Origin of the sequence: Thermodesulfovibrio sp. (assembly GCF_049969575.1) — a bacterium.
Classification (GTDB): Bacteria; Nitrospirota; Thermodesulfovibrionia; order Thermodesulfovibrionales; family Thermodesulfovibrionaceae; genus Thermodesulfovibrio; species Thermodesulfovibrio obliviosus.
In genome coordinates, this window is sequence record NZ_JBMFOO010000001.1 from 28,249 (window position 1) to 54,506 (window position 26,258).

Annotated in this window: 30 protein-coding genes and 1 pseudogene; 15 read left to right on the top strand and 16 right to left on the bottom strand. The window is 35.9% G+C overall.

Annotation, left to right across the window (positions count from 1 at the left end):
* From ACP5O9_RS00150 to ACP5O9_RS00205, 12 genes and pseudogenes are all read right to left on the bottom strand, one after another.
* Positions 1 to 283 (bottom strand): annotated as a pseudogene (locus tag ACP5O9_RS00150) (hypothetical protein); the annotation flags it as partial.
* Between the two features lie 2 nt (positions 284 to 285).
* A complete protein-coding gene (locus ACP5O9_RS00155; protein WP_428723208.1) occupies positions 286 to 993 on the bottom strand; it encodes a lysophospholipid acyltransferase family protein in 708 nt (235 codons plus the stop codon).
* Complete coding sequence (gene queC, locus ACP5O9_RS00160; protein ID WP_428723209.1) at positions 990 to 1,655, bottom strand: 7-cyano-7-deazaguanine synthase QueC; 666 nt, start codon at positions 1,653 to 1,655, stop codon at positions 990 to 992. The genes ACP5O9_RS00155 and queC overlap by 4 nt, the downstream gene beginning before the upstream one ends.
* Positions 1,652 to 2,239: a glycerol-3-phosphate acyltransferase gene (plsY, locus tag ACP5O9_RS00165; protein WP_428723210.1), complete on the bottom strand. Its 588-nt coding sequence runs from the start codon at positions 2,237 to 2,239 to the stop codon at positions 1,652 to 1,654. The genes queC and plsY overlap by 4 nt, the downstream gene beginning before the upstream one ends.
* The gene (pgsA, locus tag ACP5O9_RS00170; RefSeq protein WP_353686404.1) at positions 2,236 to 2,772 is read right to left on the bottom strand and encodes a CDP-diacylglycerol--glycerol-3-phosphate 3-phosphatidyltransferase; all 537 of its coding nucleotides are present in this window, start codon (positions 2,770 to 2,772) and stop codon (positions 2,236 to 2,238) included. The genes plsY and pgsA overlap by 4 nt, the downstream gene beginning before the upstream one ends.
* Positions 2,753 to 3,757, bottom strand: a complete 1,005-nt coding sequence (gene rfaE2, locus ACP5O9_RS00175; RefSeq protein ID WP_353686405.1) for a D-glycero-beta-D-manno-heptose 1-phosphate adenylyltransferase — start codon at positions 3,755 to 3,757, stop codon at positions 2,753 to 2,755. Before rfaE2 ends, pgsA begins: the two co-directional genes overlap by 20 nt.
* Positions 3,735 to 4,160, bottom strand: a complete 426-nt coding sequence (locus ACP5O9_RS00180; RefSeq protein WP_353686406.1) for an NUDIX hydrolase — start codon at positions 4,158 to 4,160, stop codon at positions 3,735 to 3,737. Before ACP5O9_RS00180 ends, rfaE2 begins: the two co-directional genes overlap by 23 nt.
* The gene (rseP, locus tag ACP5O9_RS00185; protein ID WP_424904926.1) at positions 4,157 to 5,227 is read right to left on the bottom strand and encodes an RIP metalloprotease RseP; all 1,071 of its coding nucleotides are present in this window, start codon (positions 5,225 to 5,227) and stop codon (positions 4,157 to 4,159) included. The genes ACP5O9_RS00180 and rseP overlap by 4 nt, the downstream gene beginning before the upstream one ends.
* A complete protein-coding gene (locus ACP5O9_RS00190; RefSeq protein ID WP_353686408.1) occupies positions 5,224 to 6,369 on the bottom strand; it encodes a 1-deoxy-D-xylulose-5-phosphate reductoisomerase in 1,146 nt (381 codons plus the stop codon). Before ACP5O9_RS00190 ends, rseP begins: the two co-directional genes overlap by 4 nt.
* Before the next feature lie 9 nt (positions 6,370 to 6,378).
* On the bottom strand, positions 6,379 to 7,167 hold the full coding sequence (locus ACP5O9_RS00195) for a phosphatidate cytidylyltransferase (RefSeq protein ID WP_353686409.1): 789 nt from the start codon (positions 7,165 to 7,167) through the stop codon (positions 6,379 to 6,381).
* Complete coding sequence (locus tag ACP5O9_RS00200) at positions 7,148 to 7,855, bottom strand: isoprenyl transferase (RefSeq protein ID WP_353686410.1); 708 nt, start codon at positions 7,853 to 7,855, stop codon at positions 7,148 to 7,150. Before ACP5O9_RS00200 ends, ACP5O9_RS00195 begins: the two co-directional genes overlap by 20 nt.
* Positions 7,856 to 7,857: 2 nt before the next feature.
* Positions 7,858 to 9,516: an FG-GAP repeat domain-containing protein gene (locus ACP5O9_RS00205; protein ID WP_353686411.1), complete on the bottom strand. Its 1,659-nt coding sequence runs from the start codon at positions 9,514 to 9,516 to the stop codon at positions 7,858 to 7,860.
* An 87-nt stretch (positions 9,517 to 9,603) separates the two neighbouring features.
* On the opposite strand from ACP5O9_RS00205, the gene lptC reads away from it, so the two are divergent.
* From lptC to ACP5O9_RS00270, 13 genes are all read left to right on the top strand, one after another.
* Positions 9,604 to 10,122 (top strand): LPS export ABC transporter periplasmic protein LptC, encoded by a 519-nt coding sequence (gene lptC, locus ACP5O9_RS00210; RefSeq protein WP_353686412.1) that lies wholly within the window; start codon positions 9,604 to 9,606, stop codon positions 10,120 to 10,122.
* A complete protein-coding gene (locus tag ACP5O9_RS00215) occupies positions 10,103 to 10,585 on the top strand; it encodes an LptA/OstA family protein (protein ID WP_353686413.1) in 483 nt (160 codons plus the stop codon). Before lptC ends, ACP5O9_RS00215 begins: the two co-directional genes overlap by 20 nt.
* Positions 10,582 to 11,316, top strand: coding sequence for an LPS export ABC transporter ATP-binding protein (lptB, locus tag ACP5O9_RS00220; RefSeq protein WP_353686414.1), 735 nt, complete (start codon positions 10,582 to 10,584; stop codon positions 11,314 to 11,316). Before ACP5O9_RS00215 ends, lptB begins: the two co-directional genes overlap by 4 nt.
* The gene (rpoN, locus tag ACP5O9_RS00225; RefSeq protein WP_428723211.1) at positions 11,316 to 12,728 is read left to right on the top strand and encodes an RNA polymerase factor sigma-54; all 1,413 of its coding nucleotides are present in this window, start codon (positions 11,316 to 11,318) and stop codon (positions 12,726 to 12,728) included. The genes lptB and rpoN overlap by 1 nt, the downstream gene beginning before the upstream one ends.
* Positions 12,729 to 12,740: 12 nt before the next feature.
* Positions 12,741 to 13,262 (top strand): ribosome hibernation-promoting factor, HPF/YfiA family, encoded by a 522-nt coding sequence (gene hpf, locus ACP5O9_RS00230; protein WP_353686416.1) that lies wholly within the window; start codon positions 12,741 to 12,743, stop codon positions 13,260 to 13,262.
* Between the two features lies 1 nt (position 13,263).
* Positions 13,264 to 14,115, top strand: a complete 852-nt coding sequence (gene rapZ, locus ACP5O9_RS00235; RefSeq protein WP_428723212.1) for a RapZ family nucleotide-binding protein — start codon at positions 13,264 to 13,266, stop codon at positions 14,113 to 14,115.
* A 125-nt stretch (positions 14,116 to 14,240) separates the two neighbouring features.
* Positions 14,241 to 14,660 carry a F0F1 ATP synthase subunit B gene (gene atpF, locus ACP5O9_RS00240; protein ID WP_353686418.1) on the top strand — a complete coding sequence of 140 codons (420 nt, stop codon included), beginning with the start codon at positions 14,241 to 14,243 and terminating at the stop codon, positions 14,658 to 14,660.
* An 11-nt stretch (positions 14,661 to 14,671) separates the two neighbouring features.
* On the top strand, positions 14,672 to 15,235 hold the full coding sequence (gene atpF / locus ACP5O9_RS00245; RefSeq protein WP_353686419.1) for a F0F1 ATP synthase subunit B: 564 nt from the start codon (positions 14,672 to 14,674) through the stop codon (positions 15,233 to 15,235).
* Positions 15,232 to 15,777 (top strand): ATP synthase F1 subunit delta, encoded by a 546-nt coding sequence (atpH, locus tag ACP5O9_RS00250; RefSeq protein ID WP_353686420.1) that lies wholly within the window; start codon positions 15,232 to 15,234, stop codon positions 15,775 to 15,777. Before atpF (ACP5O9_RS00245) ends, atpH begins: the two co-directional genes overlap by 4 nt.
* Before the next feature lie 6 nt (positions 15,778 to 15,783).
* Positions 15,784 to 17,292 carry a F0F1 ATP synthase subunit alpha gene (gene atpA, locus ACP5O9_RS00255; protein WP_424904931.1) on the top strand — a complete coding sequence of 503 codons (1,509 nt, stop codon included), beginning with the start codon at positions 15,784 to 15,786 and terminating at the stop codon, positions 17,290 to 17,292.
* A gap of 31 nt (positions 17,293 to 17,323) precedes the next feature.
* Positions 17,324 to 18,208 carry an ATP synthase F1 subunit gamma gene (gene atpG, locus ACP5O9_RS00260; protein ID WP_353686422.1) on the top strand — a complete coding sequence of 295 codons (885 nt, stop codon included), beginning with the start codon at positions 17,324 to 17,326 and terminating at the stop codon, positions 18,206 to 18,208.
* 35 nt (positions 18,209 to 18,243) lie between these two features.
* Positions 18,244 to 19,665, top strand: a complete 1,422-nt coding sequence (gene atpD / locus ACP5O9_RS00265) for a F0F1 ATP synthase subunit beta (protein WP_353686423.1) — start codon at positions 18,244 to 18,246, stop codon at positions 19,663 to 19,665.
* A 17-nt stretch (positions 19,666 to 19,682) separates the two neighbouring features.
* Positions 19,683 to 20,105 (top strand): F0F1 ATP synthase subunit epsilon, encoded by a 423-nt coding sequence (locus tag ACP5O9_RS00270; RefSeq protein WP_353686424.1) that lies wholly within the window; start codon positions 19,683 to 19,685, stop codon positions 20,103 to 20,105.
* 337 nt (positions 20,106 to 20,442) lie between these two features.
* Here ACP5O9_RS00270 and ACP5O9_RS00275 read toward each other — a convergent pair whose 3' ends face one another.
* The gene (locus ACP5O9_RS00275; RefSeq protein WP_353686425.1) at positions 20,443 to 20,607 is read right to left on the bottom strand and encodes a hypothetical protein; all 165 of its coding nucleotides are present in this window, start codon (positions 20,605 to 20,607) and stop codon (positions 20,443 to 20,445) included.
* Between the two features lie 13 nt (positions 20,608 to 20,620).
* Positions 20,621 to 22,363, bottom strand: a complete 1,743-nt coding sequence (locus ACP5O9_RS00280; RefSeq protein WP_428723213.1) for a putative sulfate exporter family transporter — start codon at positions 22,361 to 22,363, stop codon at positions 20,621 to 20,623.
* Positions 22,364 to 22,740: 377 nt separating this feature from the next.
* On the opposite strand from ACP5O9_RS00280, the gene speD reads away from it, so the two are divergent.
* Positions 22,741 to 23,148 carry an adenosylmethionine decarboxylase gene (gene speD, locus ACP5O9_RS00285; protein ID WP_353683595.1) on the top strand — a complete coding sequence of 136 codons (408 nt, stop codon included), beginning with the start codon at positions 22,741 to 22,743 and terminating at the stop codon, positions 23,146 to 23,148.
* The gene (speE, locus tag ACP5O9_RS00290) at positions 23,123 to 24,022 is read left to right on the top strand and encodes a polyamine aminopropyltransferase (protein ID WP_428723214.1); all 900 of its coding nucleotides are present in this window, start codon (positions 23,123 to 23,125) and stop codon (positions 24,020 to 24,022) included. Before speD ends, speE begins: the two co-directional genes overlap by 26 nt.
* On the opposite strand, the gene ACP5O9_RS00295 is transcribed toward speE, so the two are convergent.
* On the bottom strand, positions 24,019 to 25,233 hold the full coding sequence (locus ACP5O9_RS00295; protein WP_353686429.1) for a phosphoglycerate kinase: 1,215 nt from the start codon (positions 25,231 to 25,233) through the stop codon (positions 24,019 to 24,021). The two genes, speE and ACP5O9_RS00295, sit on opposite strands and share 4 nt — an antisense overlap.
* A gap of 10 nt (positions 25,234 to 25,243) precedes the next feature.
* A complete protein-coding gene (gene gap, locus ACP5O9_RS00300; protein WP_353686430.1) occupies positions 25,244 to 26,248 on the bottom strand; it encodes a type I glyceraldehyde-3-phosphate dehydrogenase in 1,005 nt (334 codons plus the stop codon).
* Positions 26,249 to 26,258 lie beyond the last annotated feature (10 nt).

Consider the following 26,258-nt stretch of genomic DNA (forward strand, 5'->3'; position numbering starts at 1 on the left):
TGTCACCTTTAAGCATTCCAACATCATCCTTTAATACTTTCACATCCTGTTTAAGGACAGCCACATCCTGTTTAAGGACAGCCACATCTTCTTCTAATTTGTCTACTTTTTTCTTTAAAGGTTTAAATTCGTTTTCTATGAATTCCTCAAATTTTTTCGGTAGTTCAATGAGTTCAGTAGTTAAAATAAGTTGCCTCAGCTCTTCAAGCCATTCTGGATGAGTTTTGAGAACTCTGACAAGGTCGTGAAAAGTTTCAATTCTATCATTAGCTTTAACTTGCATAATCAATTATAACATTTTTTAAGAGAGTTTTCTATAAATTGAATGACCTGCATATGCTCCTTAAGTCCTTTATTTTCAACATAAAGGGGACTACCGATGAAAAAACACACAGGTTTTGAAGGATCAATTTTACCAAAGTCTTTAAAAATTTTGCCTATTCCCCATGCATCTGTTCTTAAAGCTATAGGCACAGCGGGAACGTGAGCTTTTTTTGCAAGCTTTATTCCAAGAGTGTTGAACTTTATTGGGTCAAAAATAATCTCACGGGTTGCTTGAGGAAAGACGATTACAGATATTCCTTCCTGAAGCCTTTTTACTCCTTCAGTTATGACTACTTTATAGTCTTCTCTGGGATTTTTTCTTGTAACAGGAATTGGATTCAGAGCAGACAAAATCTTTCCAAAAAAGGGATATTTAAGCAAAGATTTCTTCACTACAAAAGTTACTCTGAATTCTTTTCCAATTACACCGGGAAGAACCAGTGTTTCAAGGGTGCTCATGTGATTTGCTATAAAAACACATGGAGATTTTAAATTTTTGAGGTTTTCTTTACCTGTAATGGTGATTTTACAACCTACATTTCTTATCATATCAAGAATTTTTAAACCATCAATTACCAATTCTTCATAGCTGTATTTACCTTTGTTTGCCTTGATTGCGCTTAGAATTATTTTTTTTATTACATTTGTATGTATTGTGAGTGTAATCATTTAAGCAAAGGATCTTTTATACCAGCTTCTTCAAAGGCTTTTAATCTAAACAAACAGCTTGGGCATTCAAGACATGGTTTTGGAGGATCACCCTGTGGATCATAGCAACTCCATGTAAGAGAATAATCAAGCCCGAGTTCAATTCCTTTTTTAATTATTTCTGCTTTTGTAAGATAAAGAAGAGGAGCATGAATTTTAAACTGCAATTTGCCTTCTACTGAGATTTTTGTTGCAAGATTTGCCATGCGTTCAAAAGCTTGAAGATATTCGGGTCTACAATCAGGATATCCAGAATAATCAACAACATTAGCACCTATAAAAATGAATGGTGCATTTAAAACTTCTGCCCATGCGAGGGCAAAACTCAGGAATATAGTATTACGGGCCGGAACATAGGTGACAGGAATTCCTTCCTGTGTTCCTGCTGGCACATCTATCTCTGATGTTAAAGCTGAACCTCCGATTTTTCTTAAATCAAAGGAAATGATTAAATGCTCTTTTACTCCTATATGTTTTGCCACCTTTTTAGCAAAATCAAGCTCTATTCGATGTCTTTGAGCATAATCAAAGGAAATCGCATAACATTCAAATCCTTCATTTTTTGCTATGGCAAGTGTGGTAGATGAATCAATTCCTCCGCTTAAAAGCACAACAGCTTTCATTTGTTTTCTCCGATTCTTGGTTCAGTTCCTTTAATCAACCTCTTTATATTTGAAATATGTCTTGAATAAATGAGAATTGTAAAGAGCCATGCAAAAACCAAAAACTCCTTGGGATAGTTTATAATGATTACATTCAAGGGAAGCAAAGCAAAGCAGACAAGTGCTCCAAGAGAAGAGATTTTGCTAATTTTAACAGTAATTATCCAGATAAAAACTGTAATAAACCCGGCTAAAGGCATATAGGCTAATAAAACTCCGATAGATGTAGCAACTCCTTTGCCTCCTTTAAACTTAAGAAAAGGCGTAAAACAGTGTCCAAGTACAGCTGAGATACCTGCCATCCCAAGCAAAACAGGATCTGAAGTGATGGCTATTTTAAAAATTAAGACAGGGATAAAACCTTTTGATATATCAAGCAATAAAGTAATTAATGCCTGTTTTTTGCCAATGACTCTCATTACATTTGTTGCACCAATATTTCCACTTCCAGTTTTTCTCAGATCAATTCCTTTTGCTTTACCAATAAGATAACCCCATGGAATAGAGCCAAACAAAAAGGCAATTATGCATAAAAGTGCGCTCATTTTATGCTCCTCCAGAAGTGGAAAATATATTTAATTCCAGAAAATACAGCCACAAATGTAGCAATGTATATTAAAATAAGTCCTATATCGTAAAGGTCAACTCCGTATATTTCCTCTGCAATGAGAAGTAGTAAAATTGATATCATCTGAAGTACGGTTTTTGCCTTACCAGCAGTTTCAGCAGGAATAACAACTCCACGAGATAAAGCATAAAAACGCATTGTGGTGATTATAAATTCTCTTAAAACAATAACAGTGGCTATCCATGCAGGAACTCTTGCTATGTCAACAAGGATAATTAAGGCAGATATTACAAGAAGTTTGTCAGCAATAGGGTCTAATATAATTCCTAATTTTGTTATCTGACGAAATTTTCTTGCCAGATATCCATCAAGAAAATCTGTTAAAGAAGCAATAAAAAACAGTACAGCACCCAATTGCGGATTTGTTGGTGTTTCTATTATAAAAATCGGGATAATAAGTATGCGTATAATCGTTAATGTTGTTGGAAGATTAAAAATTTGAGTACTCATCTATGAATTTATCCCAAAGTCCCTTTGCTTTTAAGATTATATCACAGATTTCCCGCACAGCACCTTTTCCAGCTTTGTTTAAAGTTATATAATCAACTCTTTTTTTGACCTCTTCATGAGCATCTTCTGGTGCAAAGGAAAGCCCTGCTCTTGTAAGCATGGATAAATCAATTATATCATCACCCATCGCTGCTATTTCTTCTTTTTTTAATTCATATGTTTTAACTATTTCATTGAAAATTTTTAATTTTTCCCTTGTTCCTTGATAAATTTCTGTAATTCCGAGCTCTTTCATTCTTCGTTGTAGTGCCTTTGAATGCCTGCCAGTAATTACTGCAATATTTACACCTGCTTTATGAAGCATAACAAGCCCATGGCCATCTCTTACATTAAAGATTTTAAACTCGTTGTTTTCTTCATCAAGTATTATGTCTCCACGAGTTAAAACTCCATCAACATCAAGTATGAGAAATTTTAATTTTTTTGCTTTTTCAATGATTTCAGCTGGAGGCTGTGACTGTTGAGTTTTATATTTATTCAGAATTCTATTTATTATTTCAGTTGTAGAGACTCCCTCAAAATACGGAAGGCTGTAAACTTCTTTTACAATGTCTGCGCCTACAATATGTTCTACCTTCCAATCTCCGCCTTTAACAATAACATCAGGTTGAAGATATTTAATAAGATTGTATGGAGTATCTTCATCAAAAAAAGTGACAAAATCAACCATCTGAAGAGATGCAATCACTTCTGCTCTTTCATTTTCTGGATTAATTGGTCTTGAGGGTTTAATTCTTCCCACGGATTTATCAGTGTTTAAGGCAATAATAAGAATATCTCCCATTTTTTTTGCTTCTTTAAGATATCTTATATGCCCAACATGGATTATGTCAAAGCAACCATTTGTAAAAACAATTTTTTTCCCTTCTTTTTTTAATTTGTCTATTTCTTTTTTAAGTTTTTCAGGATTTAGTATTTTGCTCATAGATTTTCTCTATTGCTTTTTTCAAGATTTCTTTGTCAGTTTTATATGTAATTTTTTTCATTGCTTCTTCAGGACTGAACCACTCTGCGGAGTTGATTTCCCACTGAGGCATTATCTGTCCGCCTGTGTATTTTACAAGAAAATATTTTACGGTTTTAAAGTATTTTTTCCCATCCATGACAAACCAGTAAGAAGTTTCTCCAATTTCATCAACTATCTTACCACTTATGCCTGTTTCTTCTTTTATTTCTCTTAATGCAGTTTCATGAGGACTCTCTCCTTTTTCTATCAATCCCTTTGGTAAAGCCCATATTTTGCCTTCCTTTGTTGAAATCAGGAGTATTTTTAAATCATCGTTTTCAAATTTGTAAACAACTCCTCCAGCTGAAAATAGTCTTTTCATCGGAACATCTTCCCTGGATGTAAAAGTCTCAGAATGTCATTGTAAAAAGCAAGCATCATCAAGGCAACTAAAAGTGCTATTCCAATTTTTTGGGAAACTGCAATGAATTTTTCACTTAGAGGTTTTCTTCTTACTGCTTCAATTAAGAAAAATAAAATATGCCCACCATCAAGTACTGGAATTGGCAAGAGATTGAGCACTCCAAGATTTATGCTAATTATTGCTGCAAAGCTTAAAAAACTTACCATGCCCTGCTCAGCAGTTTTACCTGCAGCCTGAAATATGAGGATAGGACCTCCTATGACCTCTGTTGAAACAACTCTTTGAAAGATTTTTACGATAGTAAGATAAGTAAGCTCTACAATTTCATAACATCTTTGGATAGATATTTTAAGAGCAGAAAGAGGATTTTCTTTCTTGATAAAGACTGCCTTTTCATCTGGTTTTATTCCGATTTGCCCAACAAAAACTTTTTCTCCAAAAATATTTTTAACTTCCTTTTCCTGAGGCGTTATCTGAAGTTGAATGATTTCACCGTTTCTTTCAATTTTGAAATTGAGATTTTTATTTGGATTCTGCTGGATGAACTGAGCCATATCAAACCAGTTTGAGATTTTTTGCCCTTCAATCTCTACAATTTTATCGCCAGTCTTTAATCCTGCCATGTAGGCAGGTGAATTTTTCATAACTTCTCCTATTACTGGTTTAATTACAGGAACTCCGTGAACAAATACAATCCAAAAAAGAATGACTGCACCAAGAATATTAAAAAAAGGACCTGCAAAAACAATGAAAATCTTTTTATAAACTGGCTGGTGCTTGAAAGATCGCATTTCATCAATTACTTCATCTGTTGGTTCTTCCCCATACATCTTTACATATCCACCAAGAGGAACAGCACTCAGTAGATATTCTGTTTCTCCAATTTTTTTTCCTATCACTTTTGGTCCGAAACCAATTGAAAATTTAAGCACTCTTACTCCGCTTATCTTAGCAGCTAAAAAATGTCCAAATTCATGAATGAATATTAAAAAACCAAAAAGAATTATTGCATAAATAAAATTCATTTTTTTATCTCCTTCAATGCTTTTTTTCTTGCCCAGCTATCAACTTCAAGGATTTCTTCTATACTGTCAGGATTAAAAACCCTGTGGGCATCCATAACTTTTTTAATCAATTTGGGTATCTCATTAAATTTTAACTTTCCTGAAAGAAAAGCATCAACAGCAATCTCATCAGCTGCATTTAAAACCACTGGCATACTGCCTCCAATCCTGACTGCTTCATAAGCAAGACTGAGGCATGGGAAAACCTCTGTATCAGGTAATTCAAAGTTAAGCTCTCGTAAGGCTTTCCAGTCTATTGGAGAAATTATATCTGGAAGCCTCTCTGGAAGGGATAGTGCCAGTGCAATAGGTGCTTTCATATCAGGGTTGCTTATCTGGGCGAGATAGGTTCCGTCAATAAATTCAACAAGGCAATGCACAATACTTTGAGGATGAATCAATACTGCAATGTTTTCAACAGGTATGTCAAAGAGAAAATGTGCTTCAATAACCTCAAATCCTTTATTCATAAGGGTTGCTGAATCTATGGTAATTCTCTTCCCCATCTTCCATTTTGGATGATTTAGTGCTTCCTGAGGAGTTACATTTTCTATTTCACTGGTTTTTTTCCCTCTAAAAGGTCCTCCAGAGGCAGTAAGCCATATTTTTCTTATATAAGGTTTATTGCATCCATTAATGCACTGAAAAACAGCACTGTGTTCGCTATCAACAGGAATTATCTGAGCTCCGCTGTGGTTAGCTTGTTTTTTTATTAAGTCACCAGCCATTACAAGGCTCTCCTTATTTGCGAGTGCTACTACTTTGCCAGCCTTTACTGCTTCAAATGTGGGTAGAAGACCTTCTGCACCAACAATGGCTGAAAGAACAATGTCTGCTTCTTTAAGTCCTGCAATCTCGCATACTCCTTCAGTTCCGCAGAGTATATTTAATGATTGTATTTCTTTCTTTAACTTTTCACAGGCTTTTTTATCATAGACTGCTACATACTCTGGTTTAAACTCTTCAATCTGCTCTTTAAGAAGGTTAATGCTGCTTTTTACAGCAAGTCCCAGTACCTTAAATTTTTCAGGAAATTGCCTTATTACCTGAAGAGCATTTTTACCTATAGAGCCTGTGCTACCAAGTATTACAACTTTTTTCAATGCATTCTCCTACATAAGCCTCATAAAAAAATAAAGTAAAACTCCAGCAAAAAGCATACTATCTATTTTATCAAGAACTCCACCATGTTCTGGAAAAAGAAAGCTTGAATCCTTTACCTGAGCATCTCTTTTAAACATTGATTCAACAAGATCACCAAATATGCTGATAAAGCCAATTAAAAAACCTGCGATTAAAAGCTTGACAAAAGGCTTTGACAGTAAAAAATTTCCAAATAATAAAGAAGCAATTATTCCACCTACTATAGAACCATAAGCACCAGCCCATGTTTTTTTGGGGCTTACCTCTGGATAAAGCTTCTTTTTCCCGAATCCCTTTCCAATGTAATAGGCAAAAGAGTCTGCTGACCATACAACAGCATACAAATATATAATCCATTGCCATCCATGCTCTCTTAAGAACCAGTGAAAAACGAGTAACGAAGGAATATAAAGAAGTCCAATCATAACAGGAGAGATTTCAGAGAGCGCATACTGAGGCTCTTTTTTTGATATTAAACGAATGATAGTTATTACTGCAAAGGCTGTAGCATAATAATTCAGTGCAAACTGGGGATAAACACAGTTAAGTAAAAAAATGATCACAGAACAGAAAATTCCAAAACCAATCCAGAAACCATGAGTCTTATACATTTTTAAAAATTCCCACATTCCTGTAGCACAAACTGCTGTAAGGAATGCTAAAAAGAAGTAGGGCGGTAGCTTTACAATCAATAAAAGTAAAAGAGGAAGCGTTATTAATGCAACAAGAATTCTTTTTTTATGACCCTGCAAATTCACTTACTTTTCCAAATCTCCTCTGTCTTTTTTTAAAATCAAGAATTGCTTCTGTAAACTCCTCTTCAGTGAAATCTGGCCAGAGGGTTTGTGTAAAGTAAAACTCTGAATAGGCAGACTGCCATATTAAAAAATTGCTAAGTCTTTGTTCACCTGAAGTTCTTATTATAAGATCAGGCTCTGGAGACCCGGCTGTGTCAAGCATAGATGAGAATAAGCTTTCACTGAGTTCATCAGGTTTGATTTGATGTTCAATTATTTTTTTTACTGCTCTTAAAATTTCATCCCTTCCGCCATAACTTATGGCAAACTGTGCAGTAAGAGTACTACACTGTCCTGTTATTTGCTCTGTTTCCTCAATTATTTTAAGGACATCTGAAGGCATCATCTGACGATTCCCTATCATTTTGAACCTGACTCCCTGGGAAAGAAACAATTGAGTTTCTTTTTTTAGATGATTTTGTAATAACTCCATAATTATTTCAACTTCTTTTTTGGGTCTTTGCCAGTTTTCTATTGAAAAGGCATAAAAAGTAACAATATCAATATTCAATCTTATAGCAGCACGGATAATTTCTTTTACTTTTTCAACTCCTCTTTTATGTCCTTCATAACGAGGCAGTCCTCTCATCTGTGCCCATCTTCCATTTCCATCCATTATTATTCCAACATGTTTTATAAATCTGCCCATTTTTAATATTTGAAGGAAAGTATATGTAGAATTGTCTCAAAAGGATTCTCTCCCTGAAGAAGCCTCTTTGGATTGAAGCCAAAAGGAGGCTTTACAAGAACAAACAATTTATCTGATGAAACAGCATAGTCAAGTATTTCTCCTGACATCTCTTCTGTAACGGATGTATCTTCAATCCCGATTCCTGTCCATTGAAGAAGATGTAATGTAGAGCTTTTGTATCCCAAAGTTGAAACATTTACAAGCCCTAAAAGAGGTTTTTTCTCTATAACTATTACTCCATTACTTAAAGGTTTTATTCTGCTTTGAACTTTCCATTTTCCGAGGCTTAACATGGCAATTCCAGTTTGTTTTTCATACTGTAGCCCGTATCCAAGAGGTTGCTGTGAGCGCCAGAGAGAAACACCTTTTTTGTTGTATACTGCGAGAGAGCCATCATCTTCCCATTTAAACATAATATTGCCGAAAAGATAAAAATCATAGATATTTGCTTTAACTGGAAGTTTAAACACACCCTGAGACTGATACCTTGACTGTTGAGCTGTTATATAAAAAATCTCTCCATCAAAACCAGAGGAAGGAGAATACTTCTGAGCAATTAATTTTCCATCATAGATTCTTAAAAATACATCATTAAGTCTGGCAATTTCATTGAAACCATCGCTAACCCACTTAATTATTAGTGAAATAACTCTTTCATCCTTCTTTATTGTTATTACTATCTCGTCTTTGCTGTCTCTGTCAATATCACCTGTATCAAACCAGAGAATATCACCACCTACTGGAATTGAATAGTTACTCTTGAGTTTCAGGTCAACATCTATGGTGTAGAGGCTTATTTCACTGTCTGAGGCAATTAAAATTTGATTTTGACTTGTTCCGTCAAAATTGCCAACAGCTACCCTGTTAATGCTTCTTGAAAGTCTGAAGGAAAGAAGTGTGTGCCCTTCAGGGACTATTAATGAGGCATATTTCTTTCTTAACTCACTCAAAGCTACTTGATTGAGTTCAATTTCTGAGTGTGAAAAAAGTTTTTTATCCTTTATCCAGTAAAGCTCTTGAGAAATCTTCAGGTTTCCATTCTGTTTTGATTGTTTAAGGAAGAGTAAGACATCAGCGTTCCCAGACTGTTTTAAAACTTTTTCTATATCTGTTACATTTACAGGAGCATCAATAAGTTCAAATCTCTCAGTATCTTTCAGTTCCCTGTAATAGCCTTCACCGACTGCCCATTCAGTATCTCCTTGAGCATATAAAATTTTAATTTTTGATTTCGGTATTTTGAATAAAAGTGGTTCGCTGGAGGAAATATTTCCTTCTAAAACCTCAGCCACAGAAGAGTTTTCTTCAACGCTTATAACTTCAGCTAAACCAACTATTTTTTCTGATTTACCTATAACCTGTCTTGTTACAGGATGAATTAAAGGAACAGTCTCTTCAAAAATAACCACTCTCTGTCCTTTTCTTATTCCATCTTTAAAGCCTTTATCAAGAGAGAGTTTGTTTTCTTCCAGTTTTACAACTTTACCAGTAATTATAGGGAAGTAGGATAAAAGAGTTTCTTTAAAATTTTTAAAATAGTCAACTTCTGCATAACAAGGTTTTGCATAAATTAAACACAGCAGAAAAAATATCACTATTCCATTTTTTATAAAATGCATTTTAAAGTTTAAACTAAATTGCTCTTACAAGTCAAAAGTTTTCCTTAATCGCACGGGAAAGGTTTTTTATGGTATATTTAAACAGAGATGAAAAAACTGATTTTGATTTTTTCGAGTATATTTTTTGTGGTGATTTTGTTTGTAGTGTTTAATTATCTGGACAAAGAGCATCCTATTAAGGTAAAGGTTTCAATGGAAGGTTCTTTTTTTAGAGATGCTCAGTTTATTCAGAAAAAAGATGGGCAGTTGAAACTACAACTTTTTTCAAAAGAAGCTTTAATGAGTGATGATGGGAAGTTAATGGATTTACGGGAGCTTACAATGTTTTTCCCTGAAAAAAATCTTACTGTAAAAGCCAGAAAGGGATTTTACTGGATTGAATCCGGCGACCTTATTTTAAGTGAAGGAATAGAAGGATTTTCAAAGGACTATAAAATTTATGGCACAGAGGCTTACTGGAGTGCGAAGGATAAAACTCTTTATTCCGATAATCCACTTAAGATTGAAGGAAACAGGTTTATTATAGAAGGCAACTCTGGCAAAGCCAGTGAGAATTTGATAGAATTAAAGAAAGGGGTGAAAGCAATTGTCTATTCTAAGAAGTAGTTTTATATTTTTAGTAGCTTTGTTTCTTTTTATTAATCCAGTTTTGGCTCAGGACAAAAAGGAAATGCCAGAGCCTATAATAATAACCTCAAAAACGCTTATAAATGATAGTAAAACAAAAACAGCTACTTTTGAGGGAAATGTTGTTGCTAAAAGAGGAGAGGTTACATTGTATGCAAATAAAATGATTGTTTATTATGAAGATGAGCAAAAAGGTGGGAATATAAAAATGATAGAGGCAATAGGAGATGTAAAGCTTGTAAAGGCAGACAGAGTTATTACCTCCCATAAGGCAACATATCTTCCTGAGCCAGAAGAAAGAGTAATATTTACTGGAGAGCCAAGAGCAACAGAGGGTAAAAATCTTGTAACAGGTGAAAAGATAACATATTTCATGAAAGATGACAGATCAGTGGTGGAAAAAAGTAAGGTTTATTTAAAAGAGAAAAAATCAGGAAAATGAGCACTCTTAAGGTTGAAAATTTAAAAAAAAGCTTTGGTAAAAAGGAAGCTGTTAAGAGTATCAGCTTTAAAGTAGAAAGCGGAGAGGTTGTTGGTTTACTTGGTCCTAATGGTGCCGGGAAAACAACCACATTTTACATGATAACAGGAATAATAAAGCCTGACAGTGGCAGTATCTTTCTTGATGATAAGAACATTTCATCAATGCCAATTTATGAAAGAGCAAGACTTGGATTGGGATACCTTCCTCAAGAACCTTCTATATTTAGAAAGTTAACAGTTAGAGAGAATCTGAAGGCTGTTCTTGAAATTAAATACGACGATGATAAAAATGCTTTATCAAGAATTGACGAAGAGGTTAATGAAATTCTTAAAGAATTTAATTTAACAGAGTTTGCAGACAGAGAAGGATACAAACTTTCAGGTGGTGAACGTAGAAGAGCTGAGATTGCAAGGGCAATTGCATTAAAACCTATTTTTATGCTTTTTGATGAACCATTTGCAGGTATAGATCCTCTTGCTGTGGTTGAACTAAAAAAAACAATAAAGCATTTAAAAGACAGAGGAATTGGAGTAATAATAACAGACCATAATGTGAGAGAGACTCTTTCTATAACTGATAGAGCATTTATTATACACAGCGGTAAATTGCTTGCCGAGGGTGGCCCAGATACTTTGATTAATGATCCAGTGGTAAGAGAAGCTTATTTAGGGGAGGAGTTTAAACTATAATGGCACTTGAACAGAAAACTGAGTTAAGGCTTACGCAGAAACTGGCACTTACACCGCAGCTTCAGCTTCAGCTAAAGCTTTTACAGTTACCACAGCTTGAACTCAGTCAGTTTATTGAACTTCAGTTAATGGAAAATCCTATGCTTGAAATAGATGAAGAGACTGAAAACAATCATGAAAAAGAAATTTCAGAAGAAATTGAAGAACCCATAGCAGTTGATAAATTAGAAAAGATAATGATAGATGAATATTTTGCTGAAAGAGCTGATGATGGTAGAGATCTTGGCTATTTTACCCCAGGCATAGAGGAAAAGCCTTCCTTTGAACTTTTTTATTCAACGACCTCTGACCTCTGGGAATATCTCCTGTGGCAACTAAGATTAAGCAAGGCTTCAGATGAAATAAGAGCAGTGGCAGAGATAATTATTGGTAACATTGATGAAGACGGATATCTTAAGGCAACAGAGGAAGAAATAGCAAAAATTGCAGATACAAATATTGAGACTGTAAAGAAAGCAATTAAACTTGTTCAGGAATTTGATCCTCCAGGAGTTGGCGCAAGGGATATTAAAGAATGTTTAATCTTGCAGATAAAAGCACTTGATCTTGGAAATACTCTTGTTCAGTTTGTTGTTGAAGAGCATCTTGAAGATATAAGAAAGAAGAAATATGAAACCATAGCGAAGAAATTTAATGTCTCTATTGATGAAGTCATTAAAGCAGTAAAAATCATAGAGAAACTTGAACCAAGACCCGGTAGAAATTTTTCTAAAGCACAGGTGAACATTCCAGTTCCTGATGTTTATGTAAACAAAGTTGAAGGTGAATATCAGATTATATTGAATGACGAAGGAATTCCAAAGCTAAGGTTAAGCAAACTTTACAGGGAGCTTTTTACAGAAAAAGATTTATCTTCTGATGAAAAGAAATATCTGAAAGAAAAATTTAAAAATGCTATAGAGCTTTTAAGAAGCATAGAGCAGAGAAATAGAACAATTTACAGAGTAACTGAAAGTCTGATCAAATTTCAGAGAGAGTTTTTTGATAAAGGTGTTAGCTATTTAAAACCCCTCAATTTGAAGGATGTAGCGAGTGATCTCGGACTTCATGAAAGCACAATAAGCAGGGTAACCTCAAATAAGTATCTTGCCTGTGAACATGGTGTATTTAATTTCCGATTTTTTTTCAGCAATGCCTTGCCATCCAATCATGGAAGTGTTTCCACTACTTTTGTAAAGGAGCTAATTCAAAAAATTATAAACGAGGAAAATCCAGCAAATCCTCTTTCTGATCAGGAAATTTCAGATATGTTAAAAAAACAGGGTATAGATATTGCCAGAAGAACTGTTGCAAAATATAGAGAAGAGCTTAAAATTCCACCAAAATCTTTGAGAAAACTAAAAAATTATTAGGGAGGAGCAAGCATGAAGATAACAATCAGAGGGAAAAACATTGATGTCACAGAAGCATTAAAACAGTATATTGAGAAAAGAGTGAGTAAATTTGAAAGGTTTTTAAATGATGCTTCAGAGGCAATAGTAACAATAAGCACAGAAAAGTTTACTCACAAAATAGATGTTTTGTTAAAAGTAAATGGGCATTTAATACAGGCTGAAGGCAAAACAGAAGACCTTTATTCAGCAGTGGATCAGGTCGTGGAGAAGCTTGAAAAACAGGTTTTGAAGTATAAAGAGAAGATTCAAAATAAAAATAAAAAAGAAGCAGTTAAATATCCTACTACAGCTCCTCAAGAAATAGAACAGGTAAAGAGAATTGTTAAATATAAAAAATTTGATTTAAGACCGATGTCTCCAGAGGAAGCAGTTGACCAGATGGAACTTTTAGATAAAGATTTCTTTATTTTCCTTAACTCATTTACTGGAGATGTCAATGTGGTGTACAGAAGAAAAGATGGCAATTTTGGCTTAATTGAGCCAGCCAGATAAGTTGAATTCTGAAAAATTTATAGTAATAGTAACAGGACTTTCTGGCGCAGGTAAAACCGTAACTCTTAGAACGCTGGAAGATATAGGATTTTTTTGCGTAGATAATCTTCCACCTCCGGTTATACTGGAGTTTTTAAAGTTGCTTCAGAAGCACACAACTTTTAGAAATATTGCAATAGGAATTGACATTAGAGTTCAACAATTTTTTGAAGAAGCGATAAAACTTATTAAAAAAATAAAAAAATCATATAAAACAGAAGTTTTGTTTCTTGAAGCTGATGATGAGGCAATTCTTTTAAGATATAAAGAAACAAGAAGACCTCATCCCCTTTCAGGTTATGTCAGCGATTTAATTGAGGCAATCAAAAAGGAAAGAGCTATGCTTTATCCTCTCAGAAGCTTTTCTGAAAGAATAATTGATACATCACGATTTAATCCTCATCAGTTGAAGTCTTTAATTCGTTCAATTTATGCAGCAGAAGAAATACTGCCTTCAGTAATTGTTATTTCTTTTGGCTATAAAAAGGGTGTCCCTATGAATGCTGATCTTGTTTTTGACGCAAGATTCCTGCCCAATCCTTATTTTGTGCCTTCTTTAACAGAGTTAAGCGGCAAAGATAAACCAGTAAGAGATTTTGTATTGAAACAGAAGGAAACAATTGAATTTTTGAAGTATATCAAGAACTTTTTGAATTTTGCGGTTTCAGGGTATAAAAAAGAAGGAAGAGCTTATATAACAATAGCAATTGGATGTACTGGAGGCAGGCACAGGTCAGTGGTTTTAGCAGAAGAAATAGCTGAGTATATAAAAAGCCTTTCTCTTAATCCTGTGGTGATTCACAGAGATTTATAAGTAAATTTTAAGAAATCCATAAAAATTTAAAATTAACAATTTCTTGACAAAATAGACTTTCTATGGTATTCTTTTTTGCAGTTGTTTTTTTTAGCTGCAAAAATCTAACAGAAAGAAGGTGGGGTATGTTAGAGTTCAACAATTGGTTTTTTGTCTTAATGATTCAATTTTTTGTATTGATGTTTATTCTTAATGCTATTCTCTTTAAGCCAATGATGGAGCTTTTCAGGCAGAGAGAACAGACAATTAAAGGTGCTCTGGAAGAAGCTCAACTGATGAATGAAAAGAAGGAAAAAGCCATTGCTCAGATGAATGCAGATCTGGCTCAGGCAAAGGCTCAGGCAAAAAGTATTATCAATGCTTTAAGAGAGGAAGGGCTTTCTTATCAGAGAGAAGTTGTCTCTAATGCTGAAAAAGAAGCTGTTCAGATGATTGAAAAAGCAAGAGCAGAAATTAAAGCAGAAACAGAAAGAATAAGAGCAGCGCTCAGGCAGGAAGTTGAAAGACTTTCTGAAGAGATTGTGAATAAACTGATAAAGGTTTGATTGGAGGGAATATGAAAAAATCAATAATTTCAATACTAATGATAGTTATATTTGCTTCATCAGCAATGGCAGCAGGGGCAGAGCATGCTGGAGGGAGTTCAAAAAGCTGGATTTATCAGTTCATTAATTTTGCCATACTTGTCTTTCTTCTTGTTAAATTCTTAGGTAAGCCCCTTAAAAAGTTTTTTGCTCAGAGAAGAGAATTAATTGAGAAGAGTATAAAAGAATCACAGGAAGCCAAAGAGCTTGCTAAGAAAGCTCTTCAGGAAGTAGAGGAAAAACTTAAATTAAAGGATAAAGAAGTTCAGGATATTTTGGATACAGCCAAAAAAATTGGAGAGCAGGAAAAATTAAAGATTATAGAGGAAAGTGATAAATTAAAGGAAAAAATTCTTGAACAGGCTAAAACAAATATTGAATTTGAAGTTAAGATGGCAAAGGATGCACTAAGACTTGAGGCAGCGGAGCTTGCAATTCAGCTCAGTGAACAAAAATTAAAAGAGAAAATTACACCTGAAGAGCAAGAAAAGCTTCTTCAGGAATCAATAAAAATAATAGAGGGGCGGAAAAATTGAGAAAGGTAAGAGGAGCTAAGGCAAAAAAATATGCAAAACAATTTTTAAGCCTGGTTAATCTTGACCAGGTTCCTGAAATTGCAGGCAAATTAGAAACAATGGCTCTGCTTATGCAGAAAGAAAAGCAGTTCAGAAACATGCTTGCATCTCCCTCATTTAATGAGCAAGAAAGAGCTGGAGTGATTAACTATCTCTGTGAGAAATTGGCACTTCCTGAAGAAGCAAAGAAATTTCTCACTTTCCTCAGTATTGAAGGGGTGCTTGTTGGATTGGGAGAAATTGTAAAATATATCAATGCACTTTATCTGGAAGCCAAGAAAAAGGTTAAAGGCGTTGTTACATCTGCTGTGGAGCTTCCTGAAAGTATCAAGCAAAAGATTGTTGAATCTCTCAGAGCAATTACTGGCAGAGATATTGAATTGCAATATGAGATTGACCCTTCACTGCTTGGTGGAGTCAGGGTTAAAGTGGGTAGTACCATGTATGACTTGAGCATAAAAGGCCAGTTAGGTCTTTTAAGAGATAAGCTTATAAAGGGGTGAAAAACTATGGAACTTAAGATGGAAGAAATTAGTGAGTACCTTAAAAAGCAGATTGCTGACTTTGAGAAGAAGGCTGATGTCAGCGAAATCGGAATTGTTACTTCTGTTGGTGACGGTGTTGCAAGAATTTACGGATTGGATAACTGCATGGCTTCCGAAATGCTTGAGCTACCAAATGGTGTTTACGGAATGGCTCTCAATCTTGAAGAAGACAATGTAGGTGCAATTCTGTTTGGTGATGACAGACTGATAAAAGAAGGTGATATTGTTAAAAGAACTGGAAGGGTTATGGAAACACCAGTTGGAGAAGAGCTCATTGGAAGAGTTGTCAATGCAGTTGGAATGCCAATTGACGGTAAAGGTCCAATTAATGCAAAACACTTTAGAAAAGTTGATGTTATTGCACCTGGAATTATTAAAAGACAGCCTGTTAAGGAGCCTTTGCAGACAGGTATTAAGGCAATAGATGCAATGATTCCAATAGGAAGAGGACAGAGAGAGCTTGTTATTGGTGACCGTCAGACTGGTAAGACAGCAATTCTGCTTGATACAATCATTAATCAGAAGGGACAAAATTGTATATGTATATATGTTGCATGCGGGCAGAGACGTCAGAGTGTTGTTCAGGTTGTTGAGACTCTGAAAAAATATGGTGCAATGGATCATACAATTGTTGTTGCAGCCACTGCCTCAGAACCTGCTGCCATGCAGTATATTGCCCCATATGTTGGCTGTGCAATGGGTGAATACTTTAGAGATAAAGGCATGCATGCACTTGTATGTTATGATGACCTTACAAAGCAGGCTTATGCATACAGGCAGATTTCATTGATTCTTAGAAGACCACCAGGAAGAGAAGCATATCCTGGTGATGTATTTTATCTCCACTCCAGATTGCTTGAAAGAGCAGCTAAGCTCTCTGATGCAGAGGGTGGTGGTTCTCTTACAGCACTTCCAGTTATTGAAACACAGGCTGGTGACGTTTCTGGATATATTCCAACAAACGTTATTTCTATTACAGATGGTCAGATATATCTTGAACCTGAGCTTTTCTATGCCGGTGTCCGTCCTGCTATTAATGTGGGACTATCAGTTAGCCGTGTTGGTGGTGCAGCACAGATTAAAGCTATGAAACAGGTTGCAGGAATGTTAAGGCTTGACCTTGCACAATACAGAGAGCTTGCAGCATTTGCTCAGTTTGCTGCAGATCTTGATAAAGCTACAAGAGCATTACTTGAAAGAGGACAGAGAATGGTGGAACTTCTGAAACAGGACCAGTACGTTCCAATGCCTGTTGAAGATCAGATAATGCTCATTTTCGCAGGAACTCAGGGATATCTTGATGATTTACCTGTTTCTGCTATTAAAGCATTTGAACAGGGCTTCCTGAGCTTTATAAGAAGCCAGAAAGAAGACCTTAGAAAAGAAATCAGAGAAAAGAAAGAGCTTGATGATACATTAAAACAAAAAATTACAGATGCTATCTTAGAGTTTAAAAAGACATTTCAGCCTTAATTAAATAAAATCTGAAGGTAGGAGCAGTTAAATGCCAACATTAAGAGATATAAGAAAAAAAATAAAAGCAATACAGGGAACAAAAAAGATCACCTCTGCTATGAAAATGGTGGCAGCAGCCAAGCTCCGCAAGGTTCAGGATAGTATGCTCAGATACAGACCTTATGCTACAAAAATGCAACAGGTTCTTGCAGATCTGGCTGCAGCAGTTGAGACAAGAAGTGATCTTCCACCTCTGCTTTTAAGAAGACCTATTAAGACAGTAGAAGTACTGGTTATTACATCTGATAAAGGACTCTGCGGAGCCTTTAATACTAATATTTTAAGAGTTGCCACAAAAGAGATAGACAGGCTAAAGAAGGAAGGTTTAAATACTACAATTTCAGTGGTTGGGAGAAAAGCAAGAGATTATTTCAAAAGAAGAGAGATTCCCCTTAAAAATATATGGACGGGAATTTCTGGAAAACTTCAATACACTCACGCTCAGATGATAGCCCAGGAGATGATTAATGCTTATGTAACTGAAGCAGTTGATGAAGTGGTGATCATTTACAATGAATTTAAATCCGTGATATCTCAAAGGGTTGTAGTAAACAGAATTCTTCCAATTGGCAGAATAGAAACTGAACCTGTGGAGCAGCCTTTTTATCCATTTACCTATGAGCCAAGAGCACCTGAATTGTTTGCAATGTTACTGCCAATCTATATAGAAATTCAGATTTACAGAGCACTTTTGGAATCACAGGCAGCAGAAGAGGCAGCAAGAATGACAGCAATGGATAATGCCACGAAGAACTGTGATGAGTTAATTAAGAAGACAACTCTTATAGCAAACAAGGTAAGACAGGCATCAATCACAAAAGAGCTTATGGACATAGTTGGTGGTGTGGAAGCTTTAAAACAAAGTGAAGGATAAAAATTTAAAAAAAGAATAAAGGAGGTTTAAAAATTATGAACGTAGGCAAGGTAGTACAGGTTATTGGAACAGTGGTTGACTGTGAATTTGAAGGACAGTTGCCTGAAGTTTTAAATGCTCTAAGAATAGATGAACCTGGTGATCCTCAGAAGGGTATTCCAGAGATTCATCTAACCCTGGAAGTTGCTATGCATCTCGGTGAAAATAGAGTAAGAACAATAGCTATGGGTTCAACAGACGGACTTGTAAGAGGAATGAAGGTTGTTGACACGGGTGCACCAATTAAAGTTCCTGTTGGTAAGCCTGTTCTTGGAAGAATTATAAATGTTATTGGTGAACCTGTCGATGAAATAGGTCCAATTCAGGCTAATGAGTATTATCCAATTCATATTCCAGCTCCTGATTTTACAGCCCAGTCTCCAACAACCCAGCAGTTTGAAACAGGTGTTAAAGTTTTTGACCTTCTTGTCCCATTCGTCAGAGGCGGTAAAATGGGAATGTTTGGTGGTGCAGGAGTTGGTAAAACAGTCATCATTATGGAAATGATTCATAACATCGCAATGAAACACGGTGGTGTTTCAGTTTTTGCAGGTGTTGGTGAAAGAACCCGTGAAGGAAATGACCTTTATCTTGAAATGAAGCATTCTGGAGTTTTACCTCAGGTTGCCCTTGTTTACGGACAGATGAACGAGCCACCTGGTGTTAGAGCACGTGTTGCTCTTACAGCACTTACAGTTGCAGAATACTTCAGAGATCAGGGACAGGACGTTCTAATATTTATAGATAACATTTTTAGATACACTCTTGCAGGATCAGAAGTTTCTGCTCTCTTAGGAAGAATGCCATCAGCAGTTGGTTATCAACCAACACTTTCAACAGAAATGGGAGCGTTGCAGGAAAGAATTACAACAACAGCAAAAGGTTCAATTACATCCATGCAGGCAATATATGTTCCAGCAGACGACTTAACAGACCCAGCAGTTGCAGCAGTTTTTGCTCATCTTGATGGAACAGTTGTTCTTTCCCGTCAGATTGCAGAGCTTGGAATTTATCCAGCAGTGGATCCTCTGGATTCAACAAGCCGAATTCTTGATCCAAGAATAATTGGTGAGGAACATTATCAGGTTGCAAGAGGAGTTCAAGCAGTTCTTCAGAGATATAAAGAATTGCAGGACATCATAGCAATTCTTGGAATTGAAGAGCTTTCAGAAGATGATAAACTCACTGTTGCAAGAGCAAGAAAGCTTCAGAGATTCCTTAGCCAGCCATTCCATGTAGCAGAAACCTTTACAGGAACACCTGGAAGATATGTAAAGCTTGAGGATACAATAAAAGGCTTTAAAGCAATTCTTGATGGTAAATACGATGATCTTCCAGAGCAGGCATTCTACATGGTTGGTCCAATAGAAGAAGTGGAGGAAAAAGCCAAGAAAATGGGATATACAAGGCAGGTATAAATTAGAAGGAGTAGACAATGGCAGATAAATTGAAGTTAGAAGTTATAACTCCCTATGGAGAAGTAGTAAACGAAGAAGTGGATGAAGTCTATACTACAGGTGCAGAAGGAGATTTTGGAGTATTGCCAGGGCATTGTCCTTTTATGACAGCCATCAGAATTGGCTCTCTCTCATACAAAAAAGATGGACAGATGCATTATCTTTTCGTTAATAGGGGATATTGTGAAGTGTTGAATGATAGAGTTTTAGTGTTAGTTGGAAGTGCTGAGAGAGTTGAGGAAATTGATATTGAAAGAGCTAAAGCTGCATTAGCTCGTGCAGAGGAGAGAATTCGTAAAGCTCAGGCTGGTGAAACAGATATTGATCTTGCAAGAGCTCAGGCAGCCCTGGAAAGAGCAACCATAAGAATTCAACTTGCTACAAAGCTTATTCCAAGGTAGCATATAAAAAGAGGAGGATTTAAATTGTCCTCCTCTTTTCACTTCAATAGCGTTAACCATTCATTCAACACTCAGATTGCTGATAGAAAATTGTTTTTAACTTTTGTTAGGAGCTTTTTATCAAAAAATTTTTAACATCGCTCAAGACAAAATCATAATGGCAATTTTAAGCCCTTGAACATTTGAACTATTTTATAAGTGGATTGGATATTAGAGGCTCAGAGATTCCTCGTGCCATCGAGGTGTTCGGAATATATGATGATATACGAATTACTCAGTGCTCGGGAAAATAAAAAAAGGGTGGGAGGGCATTATCCCTCTCACACCCTTTCTTTTTTTATCCGTGGGATGCTGGAAAGAATGTGTAGCTTATCCAGACAAGCACAATCAATAAAACTATGCCAAGCCCTACACTCCATAAGATAAGTTTTTTCTCAATTGGAAGTAGTGGCTCAAACTCCATTTTTTCAAGTTCTTCTTTGAGTTTTGCTTCTTCTGTCATATTCCTACCTCCTTTATCCTGTTATTACCGGAGGTTTTACTCCGTGGAAGAATATATAGGATATCAACAAACCAATCCAGAGAATGAATCCAAAAAGACATATCAGATAGACAAGAGCAAGCTTTCCAATACCCTCTTCCCAGAGTTTTCTGAAGTCAGACATTACTCCGATTGTAAAGAATGTGATCAAGAAGAAAAGCACTCTCAAGGCATTTGTTCCTGCTGTTGATACAGATGTTTGAGAAATAATTTTCTTTGCGTCTTTTACACTTGCTTCTAAATCTTGAATTTGTTTTTTCTTTGCATCAATTTGTGCTGTTAAGGTTGCCTGTTGTGCTGGGTCCGTAACTTGAGTAAGCTGCTTTTCAATTGTTGTTATTTCCTTTTTGATTTTGTTTACCTTTCCTTCAACAGAGCCAACTTTTGGAGCATACGGAATAGCAATGAGAAGAATAACTATAAAGGTAACAGCATATGCTATGACGAATTTTGGAAATCTTCTCCATATTTCTGTTGCAGAGACCCTTTCTCCAGGTCTGCATTCAATTTTTGCACACCATATATAGGCAAGTATGAATGCCCAGATACTGATAAATATATCAATAAAAAGCTTTGTCGTTGATGCTGCCATTAGCATCCATCCTGGCTCATACTTAATCCCGGCAGCAGTTTCTGCTTTTGCTCTTATAAGGGCATCAACAACTGCACCTGATGCAAAGGCTGCACCATCTGTCTTAACTGCAAGTCCCATCCATGCACCAGCAACCATTGGCTCTTTCCAGAGGAAAGCTTGAGTAAAGAAAGGAAGAATAATGAGCTCAACAACTGCAAATATAACAACCAGTGAGCTTACCATAATCGGAACAACAGGCCTTGCTTTAATTGCTCCACCTGTTGCAATTGCTGCAGAAACACCACAAATGGAGATCCCAGATGCAAGTGGAGCTGCCCATTCTTTACTGAACTTAAACCATTTTCTCGCAATCCAATAAACCAATGCCCAGTAAATGAGATAGGCTTCAATTATGGCGCAGAGTCCTCTGAAAAGTACTGCCTGTGCAAGTCCAAATGATTGAGCTGCTTTTAATCCAAGTAATGCGCCCATTAAACCAATTGCGGTTTTAATGTAAAACTCTGGTTTTAATGCTTCACCAATGAATTTTGCAAAACCTCTGAAGAAATTACCAACAATCAAGCCAAGTAACAGAGCAAATATAAAGCCACCTTCACCTGTAAGTTTCAATGACCATGGAATATTGAATTTTTTAGCATCGGTTGCTGCAAAATAAGCATAATGACCAATAAACCAGCACAGATAGCTCAACCAGAAAACAAAGAAGAATCCAATATTGAATTTTACTATATTAGCTCGCATGAGTGCTGCACCGATTGTGAAAACTACAGCCATGAAAATATAGGTAAGCACAAGAGATGCAAATCCTGAAAGCCCTTTCTTTTCATAGGTGTCACCAACTTTGTATTTTGTTGGATCAGAGACTGTTACAGTTTCTTCTTTCCCGTCAGGTTTCTTGATGGTTAGTTTGTTCCCATCAATTTTTGTAATTTCACCCTTCAGGCTTTGATAAACTTTTCCTGTTGGAGCAATTGCCTTGCTTGAGTCTGTCCACTCTTTTGTAGAGACAACCCATCCTAAGGGATCAATTCCTGTGTAAGCCAGCAGAGAAATTGCAAAAATCACAATAGCTAACCAAAAGGCTAACCAATCCTCACTAACACCTTTCTTTTTTTCTTCCATACTTCATCCTCCTTCTCTTAAAAATTTTAATAAAATAAAGTAAAGTGCATTTTCACCCCCTCTCTTCAAAAAAAGATTCACTTTAATTTAAGCAAAATATATACCAGAATAAAAAGCAGGAAAAATCAAAAAATTTTTTCATTTATGTTACTTTGCAGTAACAATTTTTTATTTATATGTTACTTTATGGTAACAATTTTAATCATCAATTATAAGGTATAATTCTTTAGACTTAGGCAATGGGTTCAATTTTACACATAAAAAATTTTTACACTGCTCATAAAAATTGTTTGACAAAAAAATTTCTTTTGCTTTAATATATAAAGTTTACAGGGGCTTTGTCCCTGTTTTCATCTCTGTGGGAGGAGGTCGAAAAATTGTATGCTTTAGGGACCCATCTTTTAATTGAATTAAAAAATTGCAATCCCGAGATCCTCAAAGATCTCGAAAGCGTCAAAAAAATTCTTGTAGATGCTGCAAAAAAAGCAAATGCAACAATCATTAATGTAAATTTCCATGAATTTAATCCTTTTGGTATTAGTGGAGTAGTAGTTATTGCTGAGTCTCATCTGACGATTCATACATGGCCTGAGTATGGTTTTGCTGCAGTGGATGTATTTACCTGTGGAGATACTATAAAGCCAGAGATTGCAGCTCAATATATTATAGAAGCCTTTGAATGTGAATCTCCCTCAATTGTTGAAATGAAAAGAGGTATAATTTCTTACAAAAACGAGAAATTACCACATAAGGTATGTCATGAAGAATTGCAAATGGTATATTGAGCAGACATCAGAGGATGAGATTATACTTCATTCTCTGAAGGAGATTATATATTCTGAAATATCTCCTTATCAGAGAATTGAAGTCATTTGTTCGGGTAATCTTGGCAGATGTCTTCTTCTTGATGGTAAAATGCAGTCTGCTGAGGCTGATGAATTTATTTATCACGAAGCACTGGTTCATCCTGTTATGCTTTTAAGTGAATCTGTAGAAAGGGTGCTTATTGCAGGTGGTGGAGAAGGAGCTACTTTGAGAGAGGTATTAAAATATCCTGTTAAGGAAGTTGTAATGGTTGAGCTTGATGAATTAGTTATTAAAACTGCTAAGAGATATCTTCCAGAATGGCATAATGGCGCTTTTGATGATCCAAGGGTCAGGTTAGTTATAGATGATGCAAGAGCTTATATTGAAAGAACGAAAAACTATTTTGATGTAATAATAATAGACTTGCCAGAACCAGCAGAAGGAGGACCTGCGTATCTTCTTTATACAAAAGAGTTTTATGAAAAAGTCAAAGAAGCTCTTACTGAAAAGGGAATGATGGTTACGCAGTCTGCCTCTGCATCTGTGAATAATTTAAGAGTTTTTGTCTCAATTGTTACCACTCTCAAGCAGGTATTCCCCTATGTGAAACCCTACATTGCTTATATTCCTTCCTTTTTTGCTCCATGGGGTTTTGCTCTTGTTTCCAAAAAAATAAATCCAGAAGGCTCAATGGCTAAAATAAATGAAAAAATTGTTTCCATTAAGGATAGTCTAAAGTTTTATGATATAGATGCACATACTGCAATGTTTTGTCTTCCAAAGCATATTAAAAAAGCTATTGAAACAGAAGGGGTAGTCATCCATGATGACTCCCCTCTTTCTTTTTATTAATCTCTCTTTTTAGAAGGCAGCACTGCAAGACCTGGCAGTTCTTTACCTTCCAGTAGTTGTAAAGCAGCACCGCCACCAGTTGATATAAAGGAGATAGCATCACTTACACCTGCTTTATGCACTGCGTAGTCTGTATCTCCACCGCCAACTATTGTAAAAGCATAAGAGTCAGCTACGGCATGAGCAATTGCAAAAGTTCCTCTTGAAAAGGCATCTATTTCAAAAACTCCCATTGGTCCATTCCAAAGAATAGTTTTCGCATCATGTAATGCTTCTGTAAAAAGTTTTACTGAAGCAGGACCAATATCAAGGCCACGCCATCCTGGTGGAATTTCCTGAATAGGAACGATTTTTGTTTCTGCTCCATGCTCTATACTTTGAGCAATAACAACATCAACGGGCAAATAAAATTTAACTTTATTTTTGTGAAGTTTTTCTATAATTTTAAGGGCAAAATCTATCATATCTGGTTCAACAAGACTGTCTCCCACTTCGTATCCCATGGCTTTTATAAATGTGAAAGCCATACCTCCACCAACTATAACTTTGTCTGCCTTATCTGCAAGATTTTCAAGCACTCCAATTTTACCTCCTACCTTTGCTCCGCCAAGTATTACAACAAAGGGTCTTATTGGAGATTCCACTGCACCTTTCAGGTATTCAATTTCCTTTTTAAGTAAAAAACCAGCAGCAGAGGGAATAAACTTAGGAATACCAACAATTGAAGCATGTGCTCTGTGTGAGGCACCAAAGGCATCATTCACATAAAAATCCGCTAAAGAGGCAAGAGCTTTGGCAAATTTTTCGTCATTTTTTTCTTCTTCAATGTGAAATCTTAGATTTTCAAGCAACACAACATCGCCTTCCTTCATTTTTGAGACAAGCTGTTCTACCTGTGGACCAATGCAATCGGGTGCAAAAATTACTTCTTTGTTGAGTAATCTCTGAAGTCTTCTCGCAACAGGAGCCAAAGAAAGCTTTGGATCAAGTTTTCCTTTTGGTCTGCCAAGATGGGAAGCTAAAATTACCTTAGCCCCTTCGTCAATTGCATAGTTTATAGTTGGCAGTGTAGAGCGAATTCTTCTGTCATCAGTTATCATCAGGTTTGCGTCAAGGGGAACATTAAAATCAGCTCTAATAAAAACTCTCTTACCTTTTATAGGTAAATCTTCAATTGTCATTTTGTCAAAGGAATTATTAAAGGGTGCCATTTTTGCCTCCTTAAATTTTTTCCATTAAATATAGCACAAGGTCTCTTACTCTACAACTATAACCATATTCATTATCATACCATGATATCACCTTTGCAAGTTTGCCTTCTAAAACTTTTGTAAGAAGTCCATCAACAATTGATGAGTAGGGTGAATGGTTGAAATCTACAGAAACAAGAGGTTCTTCAATATACATAATAATTCCTTTAAGATGCTCCTGAGAGGCTTTTTTTAATGCTTCGTTGATATCAGACTCCGTAACTTCTTTACTGAGTTGAGCTACAAAATCAACCATTGATACATTTGGAGTTGGAACTCTTACTGCCATTCCATCAAGTTTTCCTTTAAGTTCTGGAAAAACTTTTCCTACAGCCCGTGCAGCACCTGTTGTGGTAGGAATTATTGAAACAGCAGCAGCTCTTGCTCTTCTTAAGTCTTTGTGAGGCAGATCAAGAATTCTCTGGTCATTTGTATAAGCATGAACAGTTGTAGCAAAACCTCTTTCAATCCCAAAGTGTTCATGAAGGACTTTTGCTACAGGAGCAAGGCAGTTTGTGGTACACGAAGCATTTGAAATTATTTTATGCTGAGATGGATCAAGAAGATAATGATTAACTCCCATCACGACTGTGATATCTTCTTCCTTTGCAGGTGCTGTAATTATTACCCATTTTGCACCAGCCTGCAGATGCTTAGATGCACCAGCTCTGTCTGTAAATCTTCCTGTTGATTCAATCACAACATCAATGTTTAAATCTTGCCATGGAAGTTTTTGAGGGTCTGTTTCAGCAAAAACTTGAATTTGTCTTTCATCAACCACGATATTGTTTCCTTGAGCTTTTACAGTTCCTTTAAACTTCCCATGAACAGAGTCATACTGAAGCAAATGAGCAAGAGTATATGCATCTGTAAGATCATTAATTGCAACGATTTCAATTTCTGGATAACCGTAGGAAGCACGGAAGAAAAGCCTTCCAATTCTGCCAAAACCATTAATGGCGACTTTTAATGCCATATTACACCTC

Excerpts from the sequence above, each read along its gene's own strand:
- ACP5O9_RS00155 (WP_428723208.1), bottom strand. The coding sequence starts at position 993 with ATGATTACACTCACAATACATACAAATGTAATAAAAAAAATAATTCTA.
- queC (WP_428723209.1), bottom strand. The coding sequence starts at position 1,655 with ATGAAAGCTGTTGTGCTTTTAAGCGGAGGAATTGATTCATCTACCACA.
- plsY (WP_428723210.1), bottom strand. The coding sequence starts at position 2,239 with ATGAGCGCACTTTTATGCATAATTGCCTTTTTGTTTGGCTCTATTCCA.
- pgsA (WP_353686404.1), bottom strand. The coding sequence starts at position 2,772 with ATGAGTACTCAAATTTTTAATCTTCCAACAACATTAACGATTATACGC.
- rfaE2 (WP_353686405.1), bottom strand. The coding sequence starts at position 3,757 with ATGAGCAAAATACTAAATCCTGAAAAACTTAAAAAAGAAATAGACAAA.
- ACP5O9_RS00180 (WP_353686406.1), bottom strand. The coding sequence starts at position 4,160 with ATGAAAAGACTATTTTCAGCTGGAGGAGTTGTTTACAAATTTGAAAAC.
- rseP (WP_424904926.1), bottom strand. The coding sequence starts at position 5,227 with ATGAATTTTATTTATGCAATAATTCTTTTTGGTTTTTTAATATTCATT.
- ACP5O9_RS00200 (WP_353686410.1), bottom strand. The coding sequence starts at position 7,855 with ATGGGCAGATTTATAAAACATGTTGGAATAATAATGGATGGAAATGGA.
- ACP5O9_RS00205 (WP_353686411.1), bottom strand. The coding sequence starts at position 9,516 with ATGCATTTTATAAAAAATGGAATAGTGATATTTTTTCTGCTGTGTTTA.
- lptC (WP_353686412.1), top strand. The coding sequence starts at position 9,604 with ATGAAAAAACTGATTTTGATTTTTTCGAGTATATTTTTTGTGGTGATT.
- lptB (WP_353686414.1), top strand. The coding sequence starts at position 10,582 with ATGAGCACTCTTAAGGTTGAAAATTTAAAAAAAAGCTTTGGTAAAAAG.
- rpoN (WP_428723211.1), top strand. The coding sequence starts at position 11,316 with ATGGCACTTGAACAGAAAACTGAGTTAAGGCTTACGCAGAAACTGGCA.
- hpf (WP_353686416.1), top strand. The coding sequence starts at position 12,741 with ATGAAGATAACAATCAGAGGGAAAAACATTGATGTCACAGAAGCATTA.
- atpF (WP_353686418.1), top strand. The coding sequence starts at position 14,241 with ATGTTAGAGTTCAACAATTGGTTTTTTGTCTTAATGATTCAATTTTTT.
- atpF (WP_353686419.1), top strand. The coding sequence starts at position 14,672 with ATGAAAAAATCAATAATTTCAATACTAATGATAGTTATATTTGCTTCA.
- atpA (WP_424904931.1), top strand. The coding sequence starts at position 15,784 with ATGGAACTTAAGATGGAAGAAATTAGTGAGTACCTTAAAAAGCAGATT.
- atpG (WP_353686422.1), top strand. The coding sequence starts at position 17,324 with ATGCCAACATTAAGAGATATAAGAAAAAAAATAAAAGCAATACAGGGA.
- atpD (WP_353686423.1), top strand. The coding sequence starts at position 18,244 with ATGAACGTAGGCAAGGTAGTACAGGTTATTGGAACAGTGGTTGACTGT.
- ACP5O9_RS00270 (WP_353686424.1), top strand. The coding sequence starts at position 19,683 with ATGGCAGATAAATTGAAGTTAGAAGTTATAACTCCCTATGGAGAAGTA.
- ACP5O9_RS00275 (WP_353686425.1), bottom strand. The coding sequence starts at position 20,607 with ATGACAGAAGAAGCAAAACTCAAAGAAGAACTTGAAAAAATGGAGTTT.
- ACP5O9_RS00280 (WP_428723213.1), bottom strand. The coding sequence starts at position 22,363 with ATGGAAGAAAAAAAGAAAGGTGTTAGTGAGGATTGGTTAGCCTTTTGG.
- speE (WP_428723214.1), top strand. The coding sequence starts at position 23,123 with ATGAAGAATTGCAAATGGTATATTGAGCAGACATCAGAGGATGAGATT.
- ACP5O9_RS00295 (WP_353686429.1), bottom strand. The coding sequence starts at position 25,233 with ATGGCACCCTTTAATAATTCCTTTGACAAAATGACAATTGAAGATTTA.
- gap (WP_353686430.1), bottom strand. The coding sequence starts at position 26,248 with ATGGCATTAAAAGTCGCCATTAATGGTTTTGGCAGAATTGGAAGGCTT.